The sequence below is a fragment of the Paenibacillus sp. J22P90 genome, assembly GCF_059692195.1.
This window is the reverse complement of the sequence record NZ_JCAUAY010000013.1, coordinates 107151-127273: the sequence shown is the minus strand read 5'-3', so window position 1 is coordinate 127273 and position 20123 is coordinate 107151. Positions and strand designations below refer to the sequence as shown.

22 protein-coding genes and 2 pseudogenes are annotated in these 20123 nt (G+C 39.7%); 7 read left to right on the top strand and 17 right to left on the bottom strand.

The window, feature by feature from the left end; genetic code table 11:
* Positions 1-5 precede the first annotated feature (5 nt).
* Positions 6-839 (bottom strand): SDR family oxidoreductase, encoded by an 834-nt coding sequence (locus AC58UX_RS29605; protein WP_497259507.1) that lies wholly within the window; start codon positions 837-839, stop codon positions 6-8.
* Between the two features lie 97 nt (positions 840-936).
* On the opposite strand from AC58UX_RS29605, the gene AC58UX_RS29600 reads away from it, so the two are divergent.
* Complete coding sequence (locus tag AC58UX_RS29600) at positions 937-1344, top strand: MerR family transcriptional regulator (RefSeq protein ID WP_497259505.1); 408 nt, start codon at positions 937-939, stop codon at positions 1342-1344.
* 530 nt (positions 1345-1874) lie between these two features.
* Entirely contained in the window at positions 1875-2330 is a 456-nt protein-coding gene (locus AC58UX_RS29595; RefSeq protein ID WP_497259503.1) for a hypothetical protein, read from the top strand.
* On the opposite strand, the pseudogene AC58UX_RS29590 reads toward AC58UX_RS29595, so the two are convergent.
* Positions 2317-2409: pseudogene (locus AC58UX_RS29590) on the bottom strand (IS3 family transposase); the annotation flags it as partial. The gene AC58UX_RS29595 and the pseudogene AC58UX_RS29590 sit on opposite strands and share 14 nt — an antisense overlap.
* Positions 2410-2580: 171 nt before the next feature.
* Between AC58UX_RS29590 and AC58UX_RS29585 the strand changes: the two are divergent.
* The 3 genes from AC58UX_RS29585 (at position 2581) to AC58UX_RS29575 (ending at position 5557) form a co-directional block, all read left to right on the top strand.
* Complete coding sequence (locus tag AC58UX_RS29585; RefSeq protein ID WP_497259501.1) at positions 2581-3039, top strand: hypothetical protein; 459 nt, start codon at positions 2581-2583, stop codon at positions 3037-3039.
* Between the two features lie 292 nt (positions 3040-3331).
* Entirely contained in the window at positions 3332-3652 is a 321-nt protein-coding gene (locus AC58UX_RS29580; protein ID WP_497259499.1) for a hypothetical protein, read from the top strand.
* Between the two features lie 672 nt (positions 3653-4324).
* Positions 4325-5557, top strand: coding sequence for a M16 family metallopeptidase (locus AC58UX_RS29575; protein WP_497259497.1), 1233 nt, complete (start codon positions 4325-4327; stop codon positions 5555-5557).
* A gap of 317 nt (positions 5558-5874) precedes the next feature.
* Here the strand turns inward: AC58UX_RS29575 and AC58UX_RS29570 are convergent, their stop codons facing one another.
* From AC58UX_RS29570 to AC58UX_RS29560, 3 genes are all read right to left on the bottom strand, one after another.
* Positions 5875-6510: a hypothetical protein gene (locus tag AC58UX_RS29570; protein WP_497259495.1), complete on the bottom strand. Its 636-nt coding sequence runs from the start codon at positions 6508-6510 to the stop codon at positions 5875-5877.
* 252 nt (positions 6511-6762) lie between these two features.
* Positions 6763-7257: a phosphoglycerate mutase family protein gene (locus tag AC58UX_RS29565; protein ID WP_497259493.1), complete on the bottom strand. Its 495-nt coding sequence runs from the start codon at positions 7255-7257 to the stop codon at positions 6763-6765.
* A gap of 171 nt (positions 7258-7428) precedes the next feature.
* Entirely contained in the window at positions 7429-8109 is a 681-nt protein-coding gene (locus AC58UX_RS29560; protein WP_497259491.1) for a DUF1963 domain-containing protein, read from the bottom strand.
* A 607-nt stretch (positions 8110-8716) separates the two neighbouring features.
* On the opposite strand from AC58UX_RS29560, the gene AC58UX_RS29555 reads away from it, so the two are divergent.
* Complete coding sequence (locus AC58UX_RS29555) at positions 8717-11689, top strand: S-layer homology domain-containing protein (RefSeq protein WP_497259489.1); 2973 nt, start codon at positions 8717-8719, stop codon at positions 11687-11689.
* A gap of 586 nt (positions 11690-12275) precedes the next feature.
* Here the strand turns inward: AC58UX_RS29555 and AC58UX_RS29550 are convergent.
* From AC58UX_RS29550 to AC58UX_RS29500, 11 genes and pseudogenes are all read right to left on the bottom strand, one after another.
* Positions 12276-12791, bottom strand: coding sequence for a GNAT family N-acetyltransferase (locus AC58UX_RS29550; RefSeq protein WP_497259487.1), 516 nt, complete (start codon positions 12789-12791; stop codon positions 12276-12278).
* 98 nt (positions 12792-12889) lie between these two features.
* The gene (locus tag AC58UX_RS29545) at positions 12890-13078 is read right to left on the bottom strand and encodes a hypothetical protein (RefSeq protein ID WP_497259485.1); all 189 of its coding nucleotides are present in this window, start codon (positions 13076-13078) and stop codon (positions 12890-12892) included.
* Positions 13079-13215: 137 nt separating this feature from the next.
* Positions 13216-13440, bottom strand: a complete 225-nt coding sequence (locus AC58UX_RS29540; RefSeq protein ID WP_497259483.1) for a hypothetical protein — start codon at positions 13438-13440, stop codon at positions 13216-13218.
* 175 nt (positions 13441-13615) lie between these two features.
* Complete coding sequence (locus tag AC58UX_RS29535; RefSeq protein WP_497259481.1) at positions 13616-14095, bottom strand: GyrI-like domain-containing protein; 480 nt, start codon at positions 14093-14095, stop codon at positions 13616-13618.
* A 139-nt stretch (positions 14096-14234) separates the two neighbouring features.
* On the bottom strand, positions 14235-14489 hold the full coding sequence (locus tag AC58UX_RS29530) for a cold-shock protein (protein WP_497259479.1): 255 nt from the start codon (positions 14487-14489) through the stop codon (positions 14235-14237).
* A 75-nt stretch (positions 14490-14564) separates the two neighbouring features.
* Complete coding sequence (locus AC58UX_RS29525) at positions 14565-15038, bottom strand: NUDIX domain-containing protein (protein ID WP_497259477.1); 474 nt, start codon at positions 15036-15038, stop codon at positions 14565-14567.
* A 250-nt stretch (positions 15039-15288) separates the two neighbouring features.
* Positions 15289-15402, bottom strand: a pseudogene (locus AC58UX_RS29520) (metallophosphoesterase family protein); the annotation flags it as partial.
* A gap of 83 nt (positions 15403-15485) precedes the next feature.
* Positions 15486-15899, bottom strand: coding sequence for an NUDIX hydrolase (locus AC58UX_RS29515; protein WP_497259475.1), 414 nt, complete (start codon positions 15897-15899; stop codon positions 15486-15488).
* Positions 15900-16073: 174 nt separating this feature from the next.
* Positions 16074-16454: a DUF2752 domain-containing protein gene (locus tag AC58UX_RS29510; protein ID WP_497259627.1), complete on the bottom strand. Its 381-nt coding sequence runs from the start codon at positions 16452-16454 to the stop codon at positions 16074-16076.
* Between the two features lie 7 nt (positions 16455-16461).
* A complete protein-coding gene (locus tag AC58UX_RS29505; RefSeq protein WP_497259473.1) occupies positions 16462-16800 on the bottom strand; it encodes a DUF4234 domain-containing protein in 339 nt (112 codons plus the stop codon).
* Positions 16801-17161: 361 nt separating this feature from the next.
* Positions 17162-17911 (bottom strand): hypothetical protein, encoded by a 750-nt coding sequence (locus tag AC58UX_RS29500; protein WP_497259471.1) that lies wholly within the window; start codon positions 17909-17911, stop codon positions 17162-17164.
* A 311-nt stretch (positions 17912-18222) separates the two neighbouring features.
* Between AC58UX_RS29500 and AC58UX_RS29495 the strand changes: the two genes are divergently transcribed.
* Positions 18223-18945 carry an imm11 family protein gene (locus AC58UX_RS29495; RefSeq protein WP_497259469.1) on the top strand — a complete coding sequence of 241 codons (723 nt, stop codon included), beginning with the start codon at positions 18223-18225 and terminating at the stop codon, positions 18943-18945.
* 272 nt (positions 18946-19217) lie between these two features.
* Here AC58UX_RS29495 and AC58UX_RS29490 read toward each other — a convergent pair whose 3' ends face one another.
* The gene (locus AC58UX_RS29490) at positions 19218-19640 is read right to left on the bottom strand and encodes a hypothetical protein (RefSeq protein ID WP_497259467.1); all 423 of its coding nucleotides are present in this window, start codon (positions 19638-19640) and stop codon (positions 19218-19220) included.
* Between the last annotated feature and the right edge of the window lie 483 nt (positions 19641-20123).

Here is a 20123-nt window from a genome sequence, read left to right as displayed (position 1 = left end):
TTCCGCTATTTTGTGAAATAATGTCCTTGCTCCAGATCTGCGAGAAGCCCTTGTTGGACAGGCTTCCAGCCGAGCAACTCTCTGGTCGCGTCACTTGATCTTGCTAAGTCAAGTGACGCAACCATGCCTAGAAAACCGAAGACCGATGGTGCCTCTTCACGCGAGATGCTGACTATCGGGACATCCACGTGACGACCGATAACGCCGGCAATGTCGCTGAACGGAATGCCTTCCTCGTCCACACCATCCAGTCTTGAGCCTGCAGGTGCAGACTCTACAGTGAGGCGGAACAAAACTGCCGCATCCATGCGATGAATCGCTGGCCAACGATTAGTGCCGTCTCCAATGAATGCTGAAGAACCTCTTTCCTGGGCGATCCGGATTAATTGCGGCACAAAGCCTTTATCTCCTTCTCCATGAACGGAAGGTGCAAGAGAAACGATCGATACTCTCACACCTTGTTCAATAAACGCAAGTGCTGCATCTTCCGATGCTTTGCCATTAGCATGCGCTGTGATAACAAGTGGTTTACTTGAGCCCCCAAGAAGCCCCTCTCCCATTGCCTCGATGGCGCTAAGATCCGTTGCTAGTGATGCCGCGAAATTAGAGAAATCGTGGTTAAATGCCAGATGAATAACACCGTCTGAAGTGGCTGCACTGCTGCGCAGTATATCCAGATCCTCTAATGCACCGCGAGCCACCTCAGCCCCAAAGCTTTCTAAAATTTGAGCACCACGATCTGAACGGGTCAGACCAACTACCTGATGGCCCGCACCGATGAGCTCGCGGACAACAGCGGTACCAATATAACCAGTTGCACCTGTAACAAATATACGCATAATATTTTTACGCCTCCTTAATCATTTGACGAAGATATAACTCTAGTCTAAACTATGAAGTAAACTCTAAGGCAAGCGTTTGGAGGCATAATTGCTTATGAAAATTCAAGAATTAGGAGACTTGATGGGTTTAACACCCCATACCATTCGTTTTTATGAGAAGGAAGGCTTGCTTGACAGCAGGCATATTCAACGAGAGAAGAATAATTACCGCAACTACTCAGAGGAAGCAATTGAACGTTTAAAACTGATTAAGAAATTTCAGGGCATCGGCTGCTCGTTAGCTGAGCTGAAGACAATTTTGCAGGATCACGATACGAATGAACGCACGAACCAAGAAGTAATAGAATGGATTCTTCAGAAGATCAATGACATTGAGCGCAAGAAGGACGAATATGATCATATGCTTATAACGCTGAATTGGATGCTGACGTACCGGAAGCTGCTTAATGAAGACCCTTTGAAAGCTGAGGCTATGATGGCGGAATTACGTCTTAATATCTAGCCCCAGGTGACATTGGACATAATACGTCCATACCAGCCGCTAACCATCCTATTATTGCCTCGCAAATGTGATGCAATCCACTTGTACAGGCTCTATTGGAGTTAAGAACAATATTACTTCATATTTAAATATCCTCCACTCATTCCAAATGGAATATCCTATTTCCCTTGTTGTGCTAATCCATTCAGCTCAACACTTGGATTATCAAAATCTAAAAGAGTTGAATTTCCAAACACCTCTTTTATCGGTGCTACCAGATTCGACGCAACCTCTCCGTTGTTTTTGAAGCATTTGAAGACGATATCCAACCGGCTTTCAAATTAACGGGATCCAACCAGAGATTATTTAAACTAAGAAACAACGCGACCTATATCGTACAGTATGATACTAGAAAAAACATATTCCGTATCGGAAGACGAATAAACAATACCAGTTCCACCCATAGAACAAAAATCCCAGCTCGCTTAAAACCTTCACAAAAAATTAACATGGATTTATATAGGAGAAACTTGGTTGCAAATGTTGAGCTGATGAGAAGTCTATTGAATCGCATTGTTTCGAATCCACGCTTCGCATGTGCGTTAACCCGTGTACTGAAGCTTGGCAAGCAAGAGCGGTTGCTTGATATATTAGAAAATACCCTAGGTCCGTTTTCTTTTGGCAATAATAAATTGTTACGATTAGAGGCAGGAACACCGGGAAATTTCTCTGCTTGCATGGGCGCTGCATTCTTGACGAGTTTCTGCAATGCCTTCGATCTCATAATGGGACGTTCTGCGTTACGCCCTTCCCATGTTCGAGCATTGGCCAAAACATTAACGAGCGCGATCTTTTCGAAGAATGTGGCAAAAGCCCGCTCTCTTATTCGTCAGACGATTAATTCCCCATTCCTTACGGTTACACTGCCGCCCAACGATCGCGTACCTAATCCCCGCAGTCGAATTAATCGGCTTCGCATATGGCAAAAATCAGTTAAGCGGCCCTAGTCCTGAATTCTATCGGACTAAGGCCGTTTAGTTTTGCCTGCAAACGCTCGTTATTATAAAAAATAATATACGAATCGATTTCCTTATGAAGTTCTTCTAAGGTTGGGTAATTACGACGGCAAATAATACTTCTCGCAGCGAGGGGGGCTCTTTGTTTTCTTTGCATCGGAAATTTAGCAATTAATAATTATAACATCCAGACGCTCTATGAATCTCTAACATATATTGATATATAAAGGAGGGAACAAAGATGGTCAAATCTGCCCCTTATAGAATACGTCAAACACGACAAACGCCAATAACGTTGCAACAGAGATTATCTCAATTAATAGGTGCTAAATTAACTACGTTAATCAATCCATTTGGACAAGTTGAAGAGCAAACAATTCTCAGAGTTTTACGATCAACGATCGAAGTCTCAGGTGGATTAGTTCTTTCCCCTTCCGGCCTTCAACTTATGTCGATAAACCGTAAAGCACAAAATCCTACAGCCAGAAGGTTTAGCATAGCTCTAAATTCCATAGCGAGAGACGGCCAAACCAATAGCCCAACAATCTTAAATAGTAGACGGATCGTTCAGATAGGCAAAGATTTTTTGGAAATAACAGTGAATGGTAACTCAATCCAATTAATCCCTTTGTCAAATGTAACGGTCATCTTTGGCCCACAAAGCAGCAGTCAACGCAATAAGCGCAACATCAAAAGATAGATATACAATACTCTTCGAGGACTTGTTGATTTCGGCATTAATCCTAATCAAGCTAAAACATTCTTTTTATAAATGAGTGCGGTGGAGGACCCGAAGGTAATTTGTTTCAAATTCCTGATGGTTCTGTAGTTATACTTCAACGAGAAGCCATTAAGAAAAAGGTCCGTGTTGTTAAGGGATATGCTTCGGAATGTGATTTCAGTATGGCTTCATTAAATCCCAACATAGCTCAGTTATTTAGAGTGAAAAAGGAACATCGTTTTTATTTGTATTTAATGAAAAAACGAGAATTATGAGAATGTTTCGAGCACCTGTTACCCGTTCGCAGGCCCTATTTAAACTTGACCCGAATAAACTTCACGGAGATAACATCACTTTAGGCGGTCCATTCATAGATGACCTAGGAATTTACAGTACAAGAACAACGATAACCGTTATTCGCGGAGGTAGATGTAAAACATTTGAAATTTTGAAGAGTAATGTAGAAACACCTGATTTATTCTTCCAGTTAACGGCTAATAACACGTTAAAATTCGGGCTGAAGAATGGGAAAAAATATCTTTTGACCTATAATCAAATAACCAATAGGCTTATTATTGGAACTCAAGTGTAATAAATATAACTTAACCTGTAGGTTAAGGTTTGACTCCTGGGGCATCCCTCTCTTGATCTTTTTGGATCATAGGGGTTTGGTTTTCGGGAGTGGTTATTCAGAGTTTTCAAATCGAAACCTTTAATGTTTAATAATATCCTTTATTTTACCATATGGATTCACTTCAAACACTTGTCAATCACCATGCTAAACTGCCCTTTAGCTTAATAGGCTGCGCTGCAGCCTGTTTCCATGGAGTTCTCGTATTCTTAAGGATAATAAAGCAATCCGTTGATTGCTCGAATACATCATTTACAAATGCCCTATAACGGACAAGCACTCTCCTGATAACTTCATCATATCTTTAAATAACCAAAAAACGCTCATAATCAGATTGGAATTCATGAATCCTTCCTTTATAACACTTAGTAATATCCTCAATTAATTGTCCTGTTTCAAGGTATATTTTATTAATACAGACTCTAATATTTCGAGTAGTTCCTTATCCTCAGCGTTTGTAATATCTATATTGAAGAGTGTATGATCCTGATTTCCTCATTCGACTCGAACATACCAACCCTCCTATAGGTATGAACCAAAATAGTGTAATATGGATATATATTAGCACGGAAGCCAGATACGAAGGTTCCATCCGGAAAATTCATAATGCAAAAAGTAAAGGGGGATCTGCGCATGCGGATCATGACATTAAAAAATCATTTACAAGTCGTGCTGAAGCCAGATTCGTCTTCGCGCAGTGCGGTCTTTGCCTACGCGATTAAAGCAGGATGCAACATGGAAGTAGGCTTCCCTGCCGGGACTGCTCATTTTCTCGAACATATGCTCTTTAAAGGCAGCGTCACGAAAACGGCAAAAAAGATTAACCAGGACGCAGCGGACCTCGGCACGCTTCCCAATGCCTATACCTCGGAGGATGAAACCAAGTACTACATCCAGGTGCAAAGCAAGTACGGCATGGAGGCGCTTGATCTTCTATCGGACTTTTTTTGGCAGCCGGCGCTCCCGGAAGAAGAAATCGAAAAAGAAAAACAGGTCATCATCGAAGAAATTCATATGTATGCCGATCAACCGTCTTCGGTTTCCGGCGAAGTGCTCGAAGGTCTGTTGAAGCGAAGCTCGCTTCTGGGTACTAAAAAAAGCGTGCGGAAGATTCAGCGCTCACATCTCCTTCAATTTTATAATGCGCACTATCACACAGGCGCTGTGATCTTTGTAGCGACGGGCAATTTTGATGAATTTGCGGTGCTCTCCTATTTGGAACGCCTAAAAGTTCATCAGCCGAAGGATCGTGCCGAGCAGGAGAGGCGTGAATATGATCTGCAGCAAAAAGAGGCGGTTGTCGAACGCAGCGTCAAACAGGCGCATATTTCATGGGCAATTCCGGTAGCAGGTTACGGGAGCGGCGATGAGCCGGCGCTTGAAGTTATTGCCACGATTTTAGGAGCTCATGGAAATGCGTCTTCTCGTTTGTATGATGAGATTCGTGAAGAAAAGGGACTCGCGTATGCGGTCGATGTGGATTACGAGTCTTTTCATGACCGCGGCTACCTTTTGGGATATATGGGACTGCCGGCAACGTACGTAAACGGGGCAAGAGAAATTCTGTTTAAGCACCTGGCGGATCTGGAGACAAGTCTCGTCAGTGCTGCGGAGCTCCGCCGCGCCATTGCCTGTTTGACCGGACAGCTGGTAATCGGTATGGATGATGTGCTCACTCTAAATGATTCTCTGAGTTATAGCACACTGTATGGATTGGAGTTTGATGTTGATGCTTTCGTAGCCAAAGTAGAGGCGGTGACCGCAGATGAGGTACTGCGGGTGGCGCAGAAATATGCCTTGGCTGGAAACGTCTATGTGGCATCCGTGGTGCCGAAGACATGGAGCGCCATCGAACAACTTTCTTAAAACCCTGTAAAAATCGCTCCCGTCTTAATCGTTTTTCAATATGGAATCATAACTGAACAACTAATATTGGATTTTTATTAAATACAACTTCTCTTATTGATAATACTGCCGTGTTCTCCGAATCATTGAATTTCCATTTCTTCTTTATCATTTAACTATTAAACTCCCTCTAACAATACCTTTTTTGTTCGAACTATTCTTTGAACGAAAACAGGAAGCTGTACATCAAGCTGCTCCCTGTTTGTTATTGTGCTATCGTTCGCCGTTAGTTGAATATTGGATGAATATACGCACATCACCTTATTACGTTATCTATTTCAGTAGATAACGACCTGCGTCACCACTTTTTGCCTGTCCACACTCTCCACATATTCAAGGAACCAAATCTTTATTTGGTCTCCAACTTTAACGGTATTAACTACTGAGAGAACCCCATCCTTCCATACTTGAGTGATATCAAGCAACTGATATCTTTTTCCCTCTACGTTTACATGCCAAACCTCGTTGATACCTTCGCCAGATTTCTCCAGTCCTGTAACTCTTCCTCTAGCGTCACCTTTACCTGGATCAATGCTGGTAACCATAAGACGAGCACCACTTCTTCGATCTGGGTAGCTGAGATCGAGACCACTACTTCCACTGTCTCTTCCTTCCCACACCTTAACCGTAGATCCAATTTTCACGTCTCCCACTTTAATCATATTTCCCTTTAAGTCCACAATATCTGCATCGTCTCGCATTTTGTACCAAGCGGCATCTCGCATCTTCTTATCTTTATCTAAGAATTTGTCAGGTGAAACAACTAGAAAGTCTCTTCCCTCGTCTCCTATGGCAGTGATTTTTCCAGACATACTAGGTGGGGTAGTATTTTCTGAAATATCGGCATTCTCATCACAACTAGTAGTTATTGATATCAGAACTAATGGTAATATCCATTTTATTAGTTTTTTCAAATTGTTTCCCCTCTAAGCTGTCAATAGATTGTAGAGTAATTACAATTACAAAAGAAAATATTCCAAATTTTACTTTCATGCAATGATGCCCTCTTCTTAGCTGCAATTCATCACTATTCGGTTGGAAAATAGAAAATCCTTTGTTTATCCGTGTGGGAATTTGTTGTAAGTATTCTGCCCGTTACATTAATGAAAACAGGGAGCTGCTGTGGCAAGCTGCTCCCCGTTTGTTAGTGTACTATCGTTCCTACGTTAGTTTAAATGACAAGTGCTATTTGAAAATTTTAAAATATCTGCTTTGGGATGATATTGTAAGAAATGAATCCCAGTGTTGTTGGTATGGAACCAGACATTATTATTTGAAGGTAACTGGAGGAAATTTTCAATGAGTTTCGTAATAGTTCCTCCGTGAGAAACAATGGCAACTCTTTTATATTGGCTGCTATTCTCTTTTATGTAAGAAAAGATTTGTTTGATTCGCTCATAAAATTTTATGTCGCTTTCATCAACTTCCTGCTCGCATAGATTATCAAGATATCTCACTTCACAATCAACGATACTCGCTAAAATATCCGCCGTTTGTCTTGCACGTTGAAGTGTACTTGACCAAATAAACTCTGGTGGAAATTCTTTTGAAACACGTGCAGACATTTTTTTACTTTGCTCAATTCCTAAGCTTGTTAACGGTTCAAGTACGTTTACTTTCTCATCCTCTGATTCTCCATGTCGAATTATTAATATCTCCATCATTAGTTTCACCTCAATTAATTGCTTTCACTAATTTTACCATCTGGATGAAATTGTGATCATTATCTTATCAGACCTTTTGGATTTGCCGGCGCGTTGAACTATCGTTATCCGTTAGCTCAATCGACTCTTTTGAAGTAAATGTACAGGTAAAAAGCTACAACAATTCGATCAATAACAATCCCAGTACAAATACCAATCATTATTATCTTTAGATTTATAAATATATATGTTCCCATTGTCTCCGATCATCAATCCAGGCTTCTCTTCAGATGATATTTGAAGTATATATTCATATTTCTGAGATATTGGAGATTGAATATATGATGCGAAGCCTCCGATTTTAGTTTTGCTATACGGAAAAAACTTATCAAAGAATCTATCGCTTAGCTCTTCAGATTCATTGATTTCAGTCATATCCATATATTCCCACGATTCTTCCCAACTTGGATAATCAGGCTGTTCATTAGCCGTCCATCTAATTGGGAAAGGTTTTAATACTTTTGCTGAATTTGGGGCTTCAACTATTGAAAGTTCGTCCAAACTCTTATGAAAAATAATTTTCCAGCCATCACCATTCCTAAGTATATCTCTTGATAGCCTCTTTTCATTAATGAAGATTTGAACAAGTTCGTTGTCACCGAATTTTTCCTTTCCGACTTCAATATCTGGCACATACAACTGTAATATCGGTATTAGCAGTGTTCCATTCTCCTCAGGCCAATCTTCATTTTTGCTTCTTAAGAAGTTACCACCGATCCAATTGTTATCTGTAGATAAAGGACGAAACCCACCAATGTTTGCGATATAAGTAATTCTTCCTATAGTACTGAGATCATCAAAAACGCCCAATTTGTTGTCCACCTCGTCGATATTATGAAACTGTAGATATTTGAACTTTACAAAATTTTCTTTATAAATGTATTCGCTGAATACATTATTTTACCTTTTAGGTGGATAGATAATTCCGCTAACCTGCCCGTTAGCTTAGCAAGTTACCGGTCAGTCAGTCTACTGCTTATCGGCAATCGGACAATGTTCTTGTCATCCGACATATGGTGGATTCGTGGCTTTTTTCGCGGTTGCGTGTCTTTTTTACTAAATTTGCGTAGCTGAATTTTTCAAAAATAGACCATGATGATTCATATGGTCGTATCCATTCTTTATTCCAAACAACTGTGTCATCATCATTTTTCTCCCCTTTTTCTTTAGATGTTCGCCGCCATTTGTAAATCTTCTCGGCTATCCACTACGTTAATAAAATCATCCTTTTCTACACCTTTGGGAAAATATTGGTCTAATTTGGGCTGTGGTAACATGAAATAATTAAGAAATGCAATTCAAGTAAAATCTACGCTAATCATCTGTGCAAGTAAGGTTACTTTTTTAAATTAATATAGGAGGTGTTTTTATCTTTAAAAGAAGCTATAAATCATTGCTCCTAACATCCATTTTCCTGATGTTGTTCAGCATTGTCACCCCTTATCTAGCAGCTGCTGAAAGCGAAAACTCTGGTGGAGGAAAACCAGTTACATTCAGCGATATTAAGTCGCATTGGGCTTACAACGAAATTATGGAACTTTCCGCAGCTAACATCGTAAGCGGATTCGAAGACGGAACGTTTCAGCCCTCTGGCCAAGTAACGCGTGAGCAGTTTCTGAAGATGCTAGTAGAACTGCGGAAATATCCGCAAACCTCCAACAATGTTCCATTTAAAGATGTCGAACAAGGGCGTTGGTCTGTGCCTTATATAGCAGCGGGCGTAAAGAACGGTATTTTGCTTCTCAGCGATTTTCCAGATGGCTTTAAGCCAAACCAGCCCATTACGCGATATGAAATGGCTGTTTGGATTATCAGAGCGTTACAGCTTCCGCCTCAAAAGGAAGAAAAATTACTTGCAAAAGTGAAGGATCAAGCGGATATCAAACAGAATCGTGACTTAATCGAAGCCGCGTTAGGAACGGGAATTATTCAAGGTTACCCAGATGGTACGTTCAAAGGCGGCAATAATTCTACTCGTGCAGAAGCTGCCGTGATGTTAGTACGCGCCCTTCATTATATGCCGGGGAAATTGCCGACACAGTCACCGGATGGTACTCGCAAAATAGTCGAATACAAACCTGAAGTAAAACAAGGAACAAGTACGAACTATACGAAACGTGACGATGCTACATGGGTCATTCACGATCCTAACTTAAACTTGAACGTTGGCGATGTGTTTGTTTTGCCACCAAATGATAAATATTTTGGCGGTATTGCAAAAAAGGTGGAGTCCATAAGCCAAGAGAACGGTGCTTCCGTGGTGAAAACGTCTGTCCCTAAGCTGAAGGACGTATTCTCAAAGCTTGACATCCATACTACAGAAGCAATTAATCCAAAAATGCTCGTCGCAGTTGACCCTGCCATTCAAATTCATACAAATGAAGTAGCCATACAGGACACGTCATTAAATGCTCCCTGTTTCAATATTGCCTGGGATGACGCAAACTATGGGGGACTTGTTTTTGATGCGCGTATGAACTTTTGTAACTTAGGTGTAAATGCTGATATTGGTATTGACGTTGATATTGATGTTGATTGGTTCGATGTAGACGTGGATATAGATTTCTACTCAAAACTTGTTCTACTTGGTGATATCACGACGAATGTGACATTGAGAGCTGCTGGAGCGGCAACGGAGTCAACAATCATTCCTTTGACGGAATTCTACGTGCCCGTCTTTACTGGGGTATTCGTTAAAGGGAAGCTGGTTTTGAGAATCGATCCGAATTTTAGTGCATCCGTAGAAATTAAATTTGAGGACAAATTTCATCTCGAAGAAGGCATGAGTTTCTCATTTAGCGATGGTTTCCGATCCATTGATAAAACGACGAATACGGCAACTTTAGATGTAAATGCCATGGGGAATGCGAGTATTGCCGTTGGTCCTGAATTTCAATTAACACTGACTTTATTAGATATGGCATATGCTGGTATTTCACTTTATCCGGGGATACAAGGCGAATTTAGTCAGACTGACGAACCGGGGCGATGCGACTCAATAGGTGTCAACGCTTTTCTTAAATTGGATGTGATCGCGGGCTATGATGTGTTAGTAGCATCAGATGAATTCAGGTTGAATTTGCTTAACTTAAACACCAATCTCTTCAAGGAAGATATCCATTGTCCTCCCCCACCGCCCGATAATTTGAAAGCATCTTTAATAGACGTAAGGGAGACAAAAGGTAAGAATAACGAAATTCTCAGTATTCGAACAGATGTTATATTGAGTTGGAACAACGTAGATGGAGCTACGAGCTATATTGTGAAACATACGGATGCATCTAGTGGTCAAATTAAAACCAGTTCCCTCGACCGTGTTACGTTTCAAGATTCCACTGCACTCAAAGGGAATACGTACAACTATCAAATTATAGCAGTGAACGAACATGGTGAAAGCTTACCTTCCGTTATTTTACCTGTAAAGATTGTGCCTGCACCGCCACAGAATTTAACTGCAGCAAGGAATGCTGAAGGCGTTATTCTCACTTGGGAGTCAGAAAGCAACATAATCAGCGGCTTTAAAAAATACAACGTGAAGCGATTTAATACTGCCATCAATGACTTTGAAACCATTGCTGATAATGTCGAGACGAGATCGCACACGGATAAGAACGTAGAGCTTAACAAATTTTACAGATACGTCGTTACGGCAGTGGATGGAAACGGGGAAAGCGATCGCAGCAATGAGGCCTCCGTGGGAAGAGGAGATATCATCCAAGTAGCGCCAGGAGTTAATCTACCCAATGTCGGCCAATTTGTATTACCGCAAACTCCCGACAATTTCACGGCAACAGCAGGAAACGGAAAGGTCACGCTTAGCTGGAACGCCGTTGCCAACGTAACAAGTTACAATGTCAAGCGGTCCATTGCTTCCGATGGTACCTATGCCACTATAGGCTCCAAGGTTAGCGGTACGACGTACACAGATACAACAGTTGAAAACGGTAAAACGTACTATTACAAAGTCACAGCTGTCAATAATTTAGATAATGAAAGTAAAGACTCTACAATTAAAGAGGCTAATCCAGCGTTGACTGGTAGTATTAATGACAGCATAGTAGCACCAATTAAAACTGTAATACCTATTAACCCGCTACCTGTGCGAATATCTACTCCTGAGAATTTTAATGCAGACACAAATATCGGAACCGGGAAAATTATACTCAGTTGGAACGCTGTTGGAGGTGCAACCGGCTATAATGTGATGCGCTCAAATGCTGTGAACGGAACGTACCAGAATATAGGCTCAAGAGTCAGTGGTACGACGTACACAGATACAACGGCAGTAATAGGTACAACATACTACTACAAGGCTACAGCAGTGAATAATTCATCTGAAAGCAACGCTACTCCTATTAAATCGGCTACAGCGAGTTCTGGTATAAGATAACTGCTCTGAAGTGAAATGCCAGCAAGGCTGAATTCCCCCCCCTGCTGGCTTTATTCATTTTATTGCTTCCAACTTCACGCCTTATATCTAGCTGCTCGGTGTGGTATTCGCAGTAATGGATCATTATTAACGCTTTTTAAAATGTCCTGCCGTTGGGGACGACGAGACCATGTTTTTTTTAGAATTTGTTCTCGCTATGCGATCAAGGAAAACGGGTAGTCCTACCGGTAGTCTTAGGCTTCACCAGCTTAATATGGAGGAACGGACTCTTACGTACAGCGCCTCTCGTTCCCAAGCATTCCCGTGTACTTCTAGGAGGGAGGTTAACTACACTACCCTGTCCGTTAGCGGGGAAAAGGCAACCGCTTTTAGTCGGTTGCCTTTTCGTCTGGATTATTGAGCTATCATTCTTCCATTAGCGGAATGTCTTGAAATCGAGATTGAACTCTGTTAATTTGTTTTGGTATAACACGTTGTTCTCATATCTATCTCTCAGAGTTTGGGAGCTCAAAATATAGTGGGCGTTCGCCCCAACTCCCCATAATAGCATTTAACATTATCAATTGTTTTTTACTTTGTATTATGCTCATTTTGTTCGCTCTACAGAATACAGAAAAAATTCCATATCTATATTCCTAAAATTCTTAGTATCTTTATCAATAATATTCATACCGTTTCGAACAGCAACTTTTTGAGAGGCTATATTTGTGTCCCTAATAATAGAATAAACCCTATTTGCATTAAGAACTGAGAAAGCGTATTCCTTGCAAGCAATTGCCGCTTCTGTTGCGTAACCTTTGTGCCAATACGCTTTTTGAAACAAAAATCCTATTTCCAAAATTTCTTTTTCTCTCCAGCCTTGCATTGTCAAGCCACATTGACCAATCATTTCGTTTGTTTCTTTTAATTCAACTGCCCAAAGTCCAAAACAATACTCTTCATATCTTTTAAGATGTCTGTTAAGCCAATTTTGTGCTTCTTCTAAGTTGAATGCACTTTCATAAGCAGCACGCATTACTTCCTCATCACACAATATTCGGCACAATGCATCATAATCAGACTGCATCATTTCTCTAATAATAAGACGTTTTGTTTCTATCAAAAATCTTCCACCTTTCTAATATATCAATAATTTTTCAAAAATTCCTTTCTTCTCGTTGTTCTATGAGTAAAAATGACCCGCCAGGAATAATTATTGCTTCATATTTGTGTGGTAAAGAAAGCACATGTAAATATTCTTCCAGCACCAACCATTTGCTTCAAGAATGCGTCCCTTGTATGTTTTAAATGCTCTCGATAATACTCTACATCCCCACCAAAAGAATCACCGATTTTCTTTGTGTGGTCATATACCTCTGTACATAATGCACCATATTTACTGAAAGACATATTGTTATTTCCCCTCCATATTTGGTATCTTAGAAAGGGACTTTAGAAAATGATTATCCCTTCCGCACCTCTAAATTCGTTCTAAGGGAAAATAAATTAAATATTTTTTTTTAATCACTCTCTTTTTTATAGGATGCTTAATTATGGAACGCTGATAAAATGCCGGTTGCGGATGTATTGCTGGGGTCAGAGAAATAAGGAGTTTCTTTAAGTAGAGTTATCTTAGAAGGAATACGAAGAGAATCTGGTGGAACGACATTGAGCATTGTTGTTTGCTGGTTTGGATTTTCCTTTGCAGCGTTGACATTGGGAGAGGCACACAAGATCATGGCCGTAAAACAAACAATCAGTTTCATTCTCATAACTGGTTCTCCTTTCGAATCATATATATCTTTTACTCAATTGAAAACAAAAGGTTCCTTTTATAGAGATGGACTTTCTAAAGCGTTATTCTGCTCGTAGAGCGACGATTGCACAGAAACGAAAACAAGCGATGGATCCTTTCCATCGCCGTGCTATCGTTCACCATTAGATTAATCAAGGGGTTTTCGATACTGCAATCCATACTTCTGCTGAAGGATGATGACCTGGTGGGTAGTAGCACTCAATACCAGGCAAGTTGGCGAGTTCGTATCCTGATGTTGGAACCCACTCTGTATAGAGTCTTTTCCAAAATCCTTGAACATCTAGTTCAGGAGTCACTTCAAAGACCGCCCATGTGCTCGCGGAGAAGTTCAGCTTTTCCATGTCTTCGGGGAGACCATCGCTGGAAATAGCCGCAAAGTAATAATCGAACTCCTCATTATTTCCGAAATCGCCATTGACGCAAATCCCCAATATACCTCTTGGATTCCTTGGCGGATATGCCCATAATATTTCAATCAGTTTATCTAACTGTCCGTTATGTTTTGCCTTTTCCCAAAGACCTGGAAGCACTTCGAAAGCTTTATTAGTATTTACCCGCGCTTTGAAACCAATCGTTGAAAACGCTTCAAGGTGCTCTATTCTGTAATTCATACCAATAGCTCCTTTAATACTAAATGTTCTGAAATATAACACTTCATGCCGGCAGCCTAGCATCGTTGTGTTATCGTTCCCAGTTAGCTTACTGATGAATTCCGAAAGCCCATACATTCATGAAGTACATCACGATACCTTAATCCTCTAAAATTTGCACATTCTTAGCTGTCATTCGCTGTGAATCCGCTATGCTCGGGAAATCGAATAGGTCGAACGCAACTTTTTGACCCTCTTTAAGAAACCGAAAGCCATTCGGTAACCTAATAGGGTCTGGTAGAATTTCACTAAAGTGAACAAATACATGGTTACCGTCCTGACCGTCTAACATTATCCGCCCGTAACCTTTATCTTCATTGAACCATTTGACAATACCCCATCGTCTTTCTCCCATTTAGGCACCTCCTCTTCCATTTACAAAGTATCACTGAGATTTTGCAATCGTTACCCGCTAGTTCAATGACAATTACTATTCTAATATTATTTTTCCATCGAACTTTTTATAATCTTTAATTACCCTTTCGTGATGCTTTGCAAAAAGTTCAGTTGAAGCTTCCGGTAGATTATCTAGTGGGTAAAACTTAGCATCCACACTTTCATCTGTTTCTTTTTCAATTGACCCCTTCCATTCATCGACTCGAAATAGATACTCTATTATGTGATGCTCGTTACCCCAACGGTCTGTATATGTTTGTGTTGTTGGAGAAGAATAAATAGCAATTAATGTCGCCTTAAGAACGACAAGCCCTGTTTCTTCTTTAACTTCACGCTTCATCGCATCAAACACTGATTCATCTAGTTCCATGGCTCCTGCAGGCATACCCCACTTTCTATCACCACTACGCTTTATAAACAATGCATGACCTTTTTCATCAAGTAAGATTGCCCGTACTGAGTTTGCGATTATCTTTTGTGTGCCAATGACTTTACGAAGTTTGCCCATATAAGAGTCGTGCCAACCACTCATTTTTCTCACCCTTTGGATTATTCTGGATGTGAATATAATAATGTTTTAAACCTATCAATAAAACAACTAATTTTAGACGGATTCGTTCTAATATTGATATTGAAGACTAACCACGTTTGTTGAAATTGTATCAACTAACCTGCCAGTTACTTTAACGAAAGCAAGTAGCAGCTGCCGCATGGCGAGCTGCTACTTGCTTAGTACGCTATCGTACCACGCAATCATTCACATCCCCCAGACAGTAAATGTGATCAAGCCCCCTTGAAGAAATATCACGAAGCACCGCAGCTAATGCTGGGCTGTTTCCATGAATATCGGTTATTATCGCTATTTTTTTCATTTGTACCTCCAAAACTAGTTTGTTGTATAAGGCAACCGATCGTGTGCGGCTGCCTTCATGTCGTGATTGAACTATAGTTCCAGTTAGCTCAATGCTCTTTGTTCGATATACTGTAACAAGAACTCTTTATCTTCAGGAAAGGAAAAATGCAGGTCATTCAGCTGCTCAGAGGTCTTCCAAGCAATTTCATATATAAGTCCATCAGGGTCATGGATTGTTGGTTGACCACCAAAAATTTCAACCTCAAAATATGTAACTTGAAATTCAACTTGACCAAATGCCCCTGCCTTACCCTTTATTTCTCTGTTAATTTTACAGCGGTAACCTGTCTCCTCATAAACTTCCCTAATACAGCAATCTTCTAGTGTTTCATCTACTTCTTTGCCCCCAGACGGCACCGCCCATCGTTTCTCTTCTTCTGGTTTACCTTGTAGGACCATAAGTAATTGTCTATCAGAATTGACACATAAAGCTGCCGCACCGACCCAATGATTCATCGGAATTCCCTCCTGCCACAAGAATAACCTTCACATTACATTTTAACACATATTGGAAGTGTCCTGCCCGTTAGGCTGGAAAAGGCAACCGGTTTAGTCGGTTGCCTTTTCGTGTACTATTATGAATTAGTACTATCCATCAGTAAGATTGAGTCAGTATAATCAAATTGACAATTAAACAGGGGCTGGAGCTAACCAATTAAAAGCTGGAATATTCCTCAATACTCCAAATGTAGTGGTCAATGATATCATTACGGCCATAATTAGATTGCATGTATGCCGCATTTGTTTCTTATTTGCCAATGTGTAAGTTACATATAAAGGGAGAAGGAACAACAATAAGGGATTATACCTATAAGCCTGAAGGAAGTCTAACTGAAACAAGGAAAAAGCAGCCCTCGTTATTCCACATCCTGGACAATAGAACCCTGTTAACGCGTGAAAAAAACAAGGAATACCGATTTTTGTTATCGGTAACCATACTTCTAGATACAATAGCCCACCAACGAAAAGCGAGGAACCCCAAACAAGTTTGGAGTTGCTCTGTGTATTCATCTTAAACTTATGCAAGTTTATTGATATCCGATTGAACCAATGCATAGGTTACGATCCCCAATCCGAAGATTGTAAGTATAAGGTAAATAGCTGAATTATCGGTTACGAGCGCACCGCGTTGACGCTGTGCTTCTGCGACTTGTTTACCAATTTGATAAGCCCAGACGAAGCTCCAAATACCACAAGTGATTAATGATAGCAGAAAGTGCTTTCCACCTGTAAATGAGGAGTCTCCACTCAATTTACCAGTATCATTCGTCAAAACAATGAACCAATAGATACCGTAGATACCGCATGTGATAAGTGATAGAACGATTGCTAAGCCAACACTTCTTTGTTGAATCATGACACACCCCTGATATTTTATTATTCTAATTATCAAATTCATGCCACGAAATCGAAATTTGTATATTATATACAACACATAATGGCAAAAACCGACACTATTATTATATGAATATATGTATACAAAAACCATAAGTATTTTCACCGTAAGGCCCGTTACAGAAATCCGTATCACAAAGGGAGCGATGATAAATCGTCGTTTCACCACGTTCTACTGCTCGATAGTTGAGTGGATCGCACAGAAACGAAAAGAAGCGACGGATCGGTTCAGTCGCCACGTTATAGTGTCCCTAGGGATCTTAATCGGATAAATTCTTTATCTTCATAGTTGTTTATCCGCACTGTGTCCGATTAGGAAGTCGTTAAGGAGCTAAGTCAAGATATCCGTCTTTTTTATGAAATACATAGTCTTGATTACTTTGTTTTTGATTGGTGGCTTTAAAGTAGTAGTAAATATCGTCTTCTTTCACATATTCCGCACTTTCTATCTCGTTAGCCATAATCTCTTTAACTTCCTCCAAGGAAAAGGTATTATTCAGGGGAGTTGCTTCCAAGGAATCAATTCTCCAGTCATCAATATTTGTCTTAACTAATGTGTATTTCACTTGTTCTGCTCTAGAATATGTTGGGTTGCCATAGGTATTAAAAAAAATAATGATTTTCCCACTAGCTTCTTGTTTTAAACGGAAACTAGGTTGGTACATGCTGTGTTTATGAGCATAAATTAAGCCTCGTGGTTCCATTATCCATCCAGGATCGTTATTATACATATCTTCCCATCGTTTGATCGCATTTTCGGTGTTGTACTTTAATAATTCTGGTATTAACTCTTCAAAGGTTGGTGCATTTTCTTTTATTGCCTTTTTCTCTGCAACACTCATGATACTTAGTGTTTTTTCTTCCAGGTCACGAATTTTCAGAATGAATGAAGCCTTATTGTCGATACGTGCGTCAGTTCCAGGTACTGTCGTTGCTGCTGGATTCGGGGATGCTGTTGGCGCTATCGTGGTCGTTGGTGATGGTGAAATTATGGATTCATTTGCCGATTGCTCACAACCAGCTAACATGATAGATACTAAAGTGGCAGAAATAAAAACTAACAACTTTTTCATATAGGATAGCATCTCCTCGAGTTATCCATCTTTAGATAAATATTGAGAATCTTGATTATTTCTCTATACCTCACTACTCTTGAACCCTATTAAATTTTCTCTCCCCATAGTCATTTAGGCATGGCAGCACGTTTGTTGTAAACTCCTAAGTATATGTATATTATTGGATTATATAAGCATAGCGACATTAATAAAAAAGGAATTTTAATTATTGTTATATGCATTTGTTTGGTGTTGGTTTAACTTACCTTGTAGGCTAAATTACTAGTCCTATCAATAATAATAAATTTTAACATAGAAAAGTAAATGACTTGCTTTCCCAAAAGCAGCCCCTTGCTAAAGAATGGTCAGCCGTGAACGTAAAAATTGTTGATAAAGGCAGACCATCCGACATATTAGGTAGATTCAATGGTGCTTTGGCCGTTAGCAGTGCGACCAAAGAAATATTGCTTCGACATAATATTGACAATATTGAGTTCTTGCCGCTTAGAACAGATTCCTCAGAAGAGAAATACTATCCACTTCATGTACTGAACATCTTGGACTGCATTGATCCAATCAATTCCAAAATCAAAAGGTATATCAAAGATGATATCGCCGAGTATGATGAATATTCCTTAGCATTGGTTGAAGAAAATCTTTTAAATCAATCAATGTTTAGAATGAAATTACCTAATCGAAATACATTATTGTCCTTTGTTTATGTATCAGACCAATTAATGGAGGTATTAAGAGGATCAATTCAAGGATTTCAGTTCATTGATATCTGGGACTCCGAACTTCCGTGGAAACAGATAGAGGAGAAATATGAACTGATGTGTCAGCAAATTGATTTGTCTCTATCACAGACATTTGATTTCAATGCTGCTCAAGATTATGTAACAAAAAATGTTGGTAAACTAGTGTACTCCGGAAAGTGGGCGATTAAAACAGACAAACAAGGCGAAATATTATTAGGCACTTTAAAAATAGATGGGGAGTATGATTGGATGGCACCATTATACTACCCACCAATCATATTGAGTCTAACTTAGGGTATAAAAGAAAAGAAACGGTTGCCCCTATTATCAAAACTCTTAAGGTTTTGAGCGACCGCACCTTCTGAATTTCCTGTTCTTCATACAGCGGCAGTCCTGGAATTAATAACAAATCCTAGACTGCCACTGGTTTATTAGTTTAATCATTCTTACGTTAGTTTAGCGCCGGCACCTGCAACCGATTTAAGAATTCTGCCCGATAGTTGAGAAAAGGCAACCGATCCAATAGGGTCGGCTGCCTCTTGTTGTTATTGAACTATCGTTCCGCGTTAGCGTAACTCAATCGTCTTATATTCCTTCCAATCTGAGAGGAAACAAAGAAATTTATTGCTTATATCTAACATGCCATGATGAGTTCTCCAAGATCCTCCACCATTAAAAAGATCAATTAACGGTTTGAATAGTTCATTAAATTGAATTGCAATGGGATCTCCTTCATCTGCTAATGAACTCCAAATAACATGATTCACGCATAACGCTTGAGTTACTCCATTTGGTGCTTTAATGAGATTGGGACATAGCTCAAAAACCTTATCATAATCAATCTTACTTTCCTTATTGATCAATTTAACTGGATCGATATATGGGTATTTTGATTCCACCGAAAGAAAATCAAGAAAAAGAGACAATCGCTTGAAAAACTCCTTGACAAAAAAAAACGTCCATTTTACACTCTTCTTCGGTTCTTTCATGATTATTCGTCCAATTAATGGTATTTATATTTTCAATTGCTTGATTTAAGAAAAAACTCTTCATTTTACTCTTCTCCTCTTATTTGCAATCGATTATTAGTAATTTGAATAGAAATACATTCGCTATCAATAAGTTATTACCTTTTTTTGGAACTATCCTGCCCAATCGTGTAATGAAGTCAGCCGAATCATTCGTTCGATTGACTTCATAATGATTGTATTTTCTATCCAAGTGCTTGAGCAAAAGTCAATAGTAAAATGCGTTTGCTATTTCAATCGAAGAAACTATACCACATCTCGAATTATGGGACATAAGGGTGAATGGATGCCTACAAAGTGAACTATAAATATGTATTGTTCTGCTAATGTGGAGAACATATCATTTTCATGTCCACCTTCGGAAATCTGTGCAACTTCTTGTCTTTCGAAATGGACAAGAAGTTGTATCCATAAAAATAAAAAACCGCGTAAACCGCGGCTTCT

Bases quoted from the DNA above. Each gene is read 5' to 3' on its own strand.
- AC58UX_RS29600 (WP_497259505.1), top strand. From the start codon at position 937: ATGAAAATTCAAGAATTAGGAGACTTGATGGGTTTAACACCCCATACC.
- AC58UX_RS29500 (WP_497259471.1), bottom strand. From the start codon at position 17,911: ATGAAAAAGTTGTTAGTTTTTATTTCTGCCACTTTAGTATCTATCATG.
- AC58UX_RS29530 (WP_497259479.1), bottom strand. From the start codon at position 14,489: ATGGGAGAAAGACGATGGGGTATTGTCAAATGGTTCAATGAAGATAAA.
- AC58UX_RS29585 (WP_497259501.1), top strand. From the start codon at position 2,581: ATGGTCAAATCTGCCCCTTATAGAATACGTCAAACACGACAAACGCCA.
- AC58UX_RS29545 (WP_497259485.1), bottom strand. From the start codon at position 13,078: ATGTCTTTCAGTAAATATGGTGCATTATGTACAGAGGTATATGACCAC.
- AC58UX_RS29555 (WP_497259489.1), top strand. From the start codon at position 8,717: ATGTTGTTCAGCATTGTCACCCCTTATCTAGCAGCTGCTGAAAGCGAA.
- AC58UX_RS29535 (WP_497259481.1), bottom strand. From the start codon at position 14,095: ATGAATTACAGAATAGAGCACCTTGAAGCGTTTTCAACGATTGGTTTC.
- AC58UX_RS29510 (WP_497259627.1), bottom strand. From the start codon at position 16,454: ATGAATACACAGAGCAACTCCAAACTTGTTTGGGGTTCCTCGCTTTTC.
- AC58UX_RS29565 (WP_497259493.1), bottom strand. From the start codon at position 7,257: ATGGAGATATTAATAATTCGACATGGAGAATCAGAGGATGAGAAAGTA.
- AC58UX_RS29490 (WP_497259467.1), bottom strand. From the start codon at position 19,640: ATGAAAGAACCGAAGAAGAGTGTAAAATGGACGTTTTTTTTTGTCAAG.
- AC58UX_RS29575 (WP_497259497.1), top strand. From the start codon at position 4,325: ATGCGGATCATGACATTAAAAAATCATTTACAAGTCGTGCTGAAGCCA.
- AC58UX_RS29525 (WP_497259477.1), bottom strand. From the start codon at position 15,038: ATGGGCAAACTTCGTAAAGTCATTGGCACACAAAAGATAATCGCAAAC.
- AC58UX_RS29540 (WP_497259483.1), bottom strand. From the start codon at position 13,440: ATGAGAATGAAACTGATTGTTTGTTTTACGGCCATGATCTTGTGTGCC.
- AC58UX_RS29605 (WP_497259507.1), bottom strand. From the start codon at position 839: ATGCGTATATTTGTTACAGGTGCAACTGGTTATATTGGTACCGCTGTT.
- AC58UX_RS29515 (WP_497259475.1), bottom strand. From the start codon at position 15,899: ATGAATCATTGGGTCGGTGCGGCAGCTTTATGTGTCAATTCTGATAGA.
- AC58UX_RS29595 (WP_497259503.1), top strand. From the start codon at position 1,875: ATGAGAAGTCTATTGAATCGCATTGTTTCGAATCCACGCTTCGCATGT.
- AC58UX_RS29580 (WP_497259499.1), top strand. From the start codon at position 3,332: ATGAGAATGTTTCGAGCACCTGTTACCCGTTCGCAGGCCCTATTTAAA.
- AC58UX_RS29505 (WP_497259473.1), bottom strand. From the start codon at position 16,800: ATGATTCAACAAAGAAGTGTTGGCTTAGCAATCGTTCTATCACTTATC.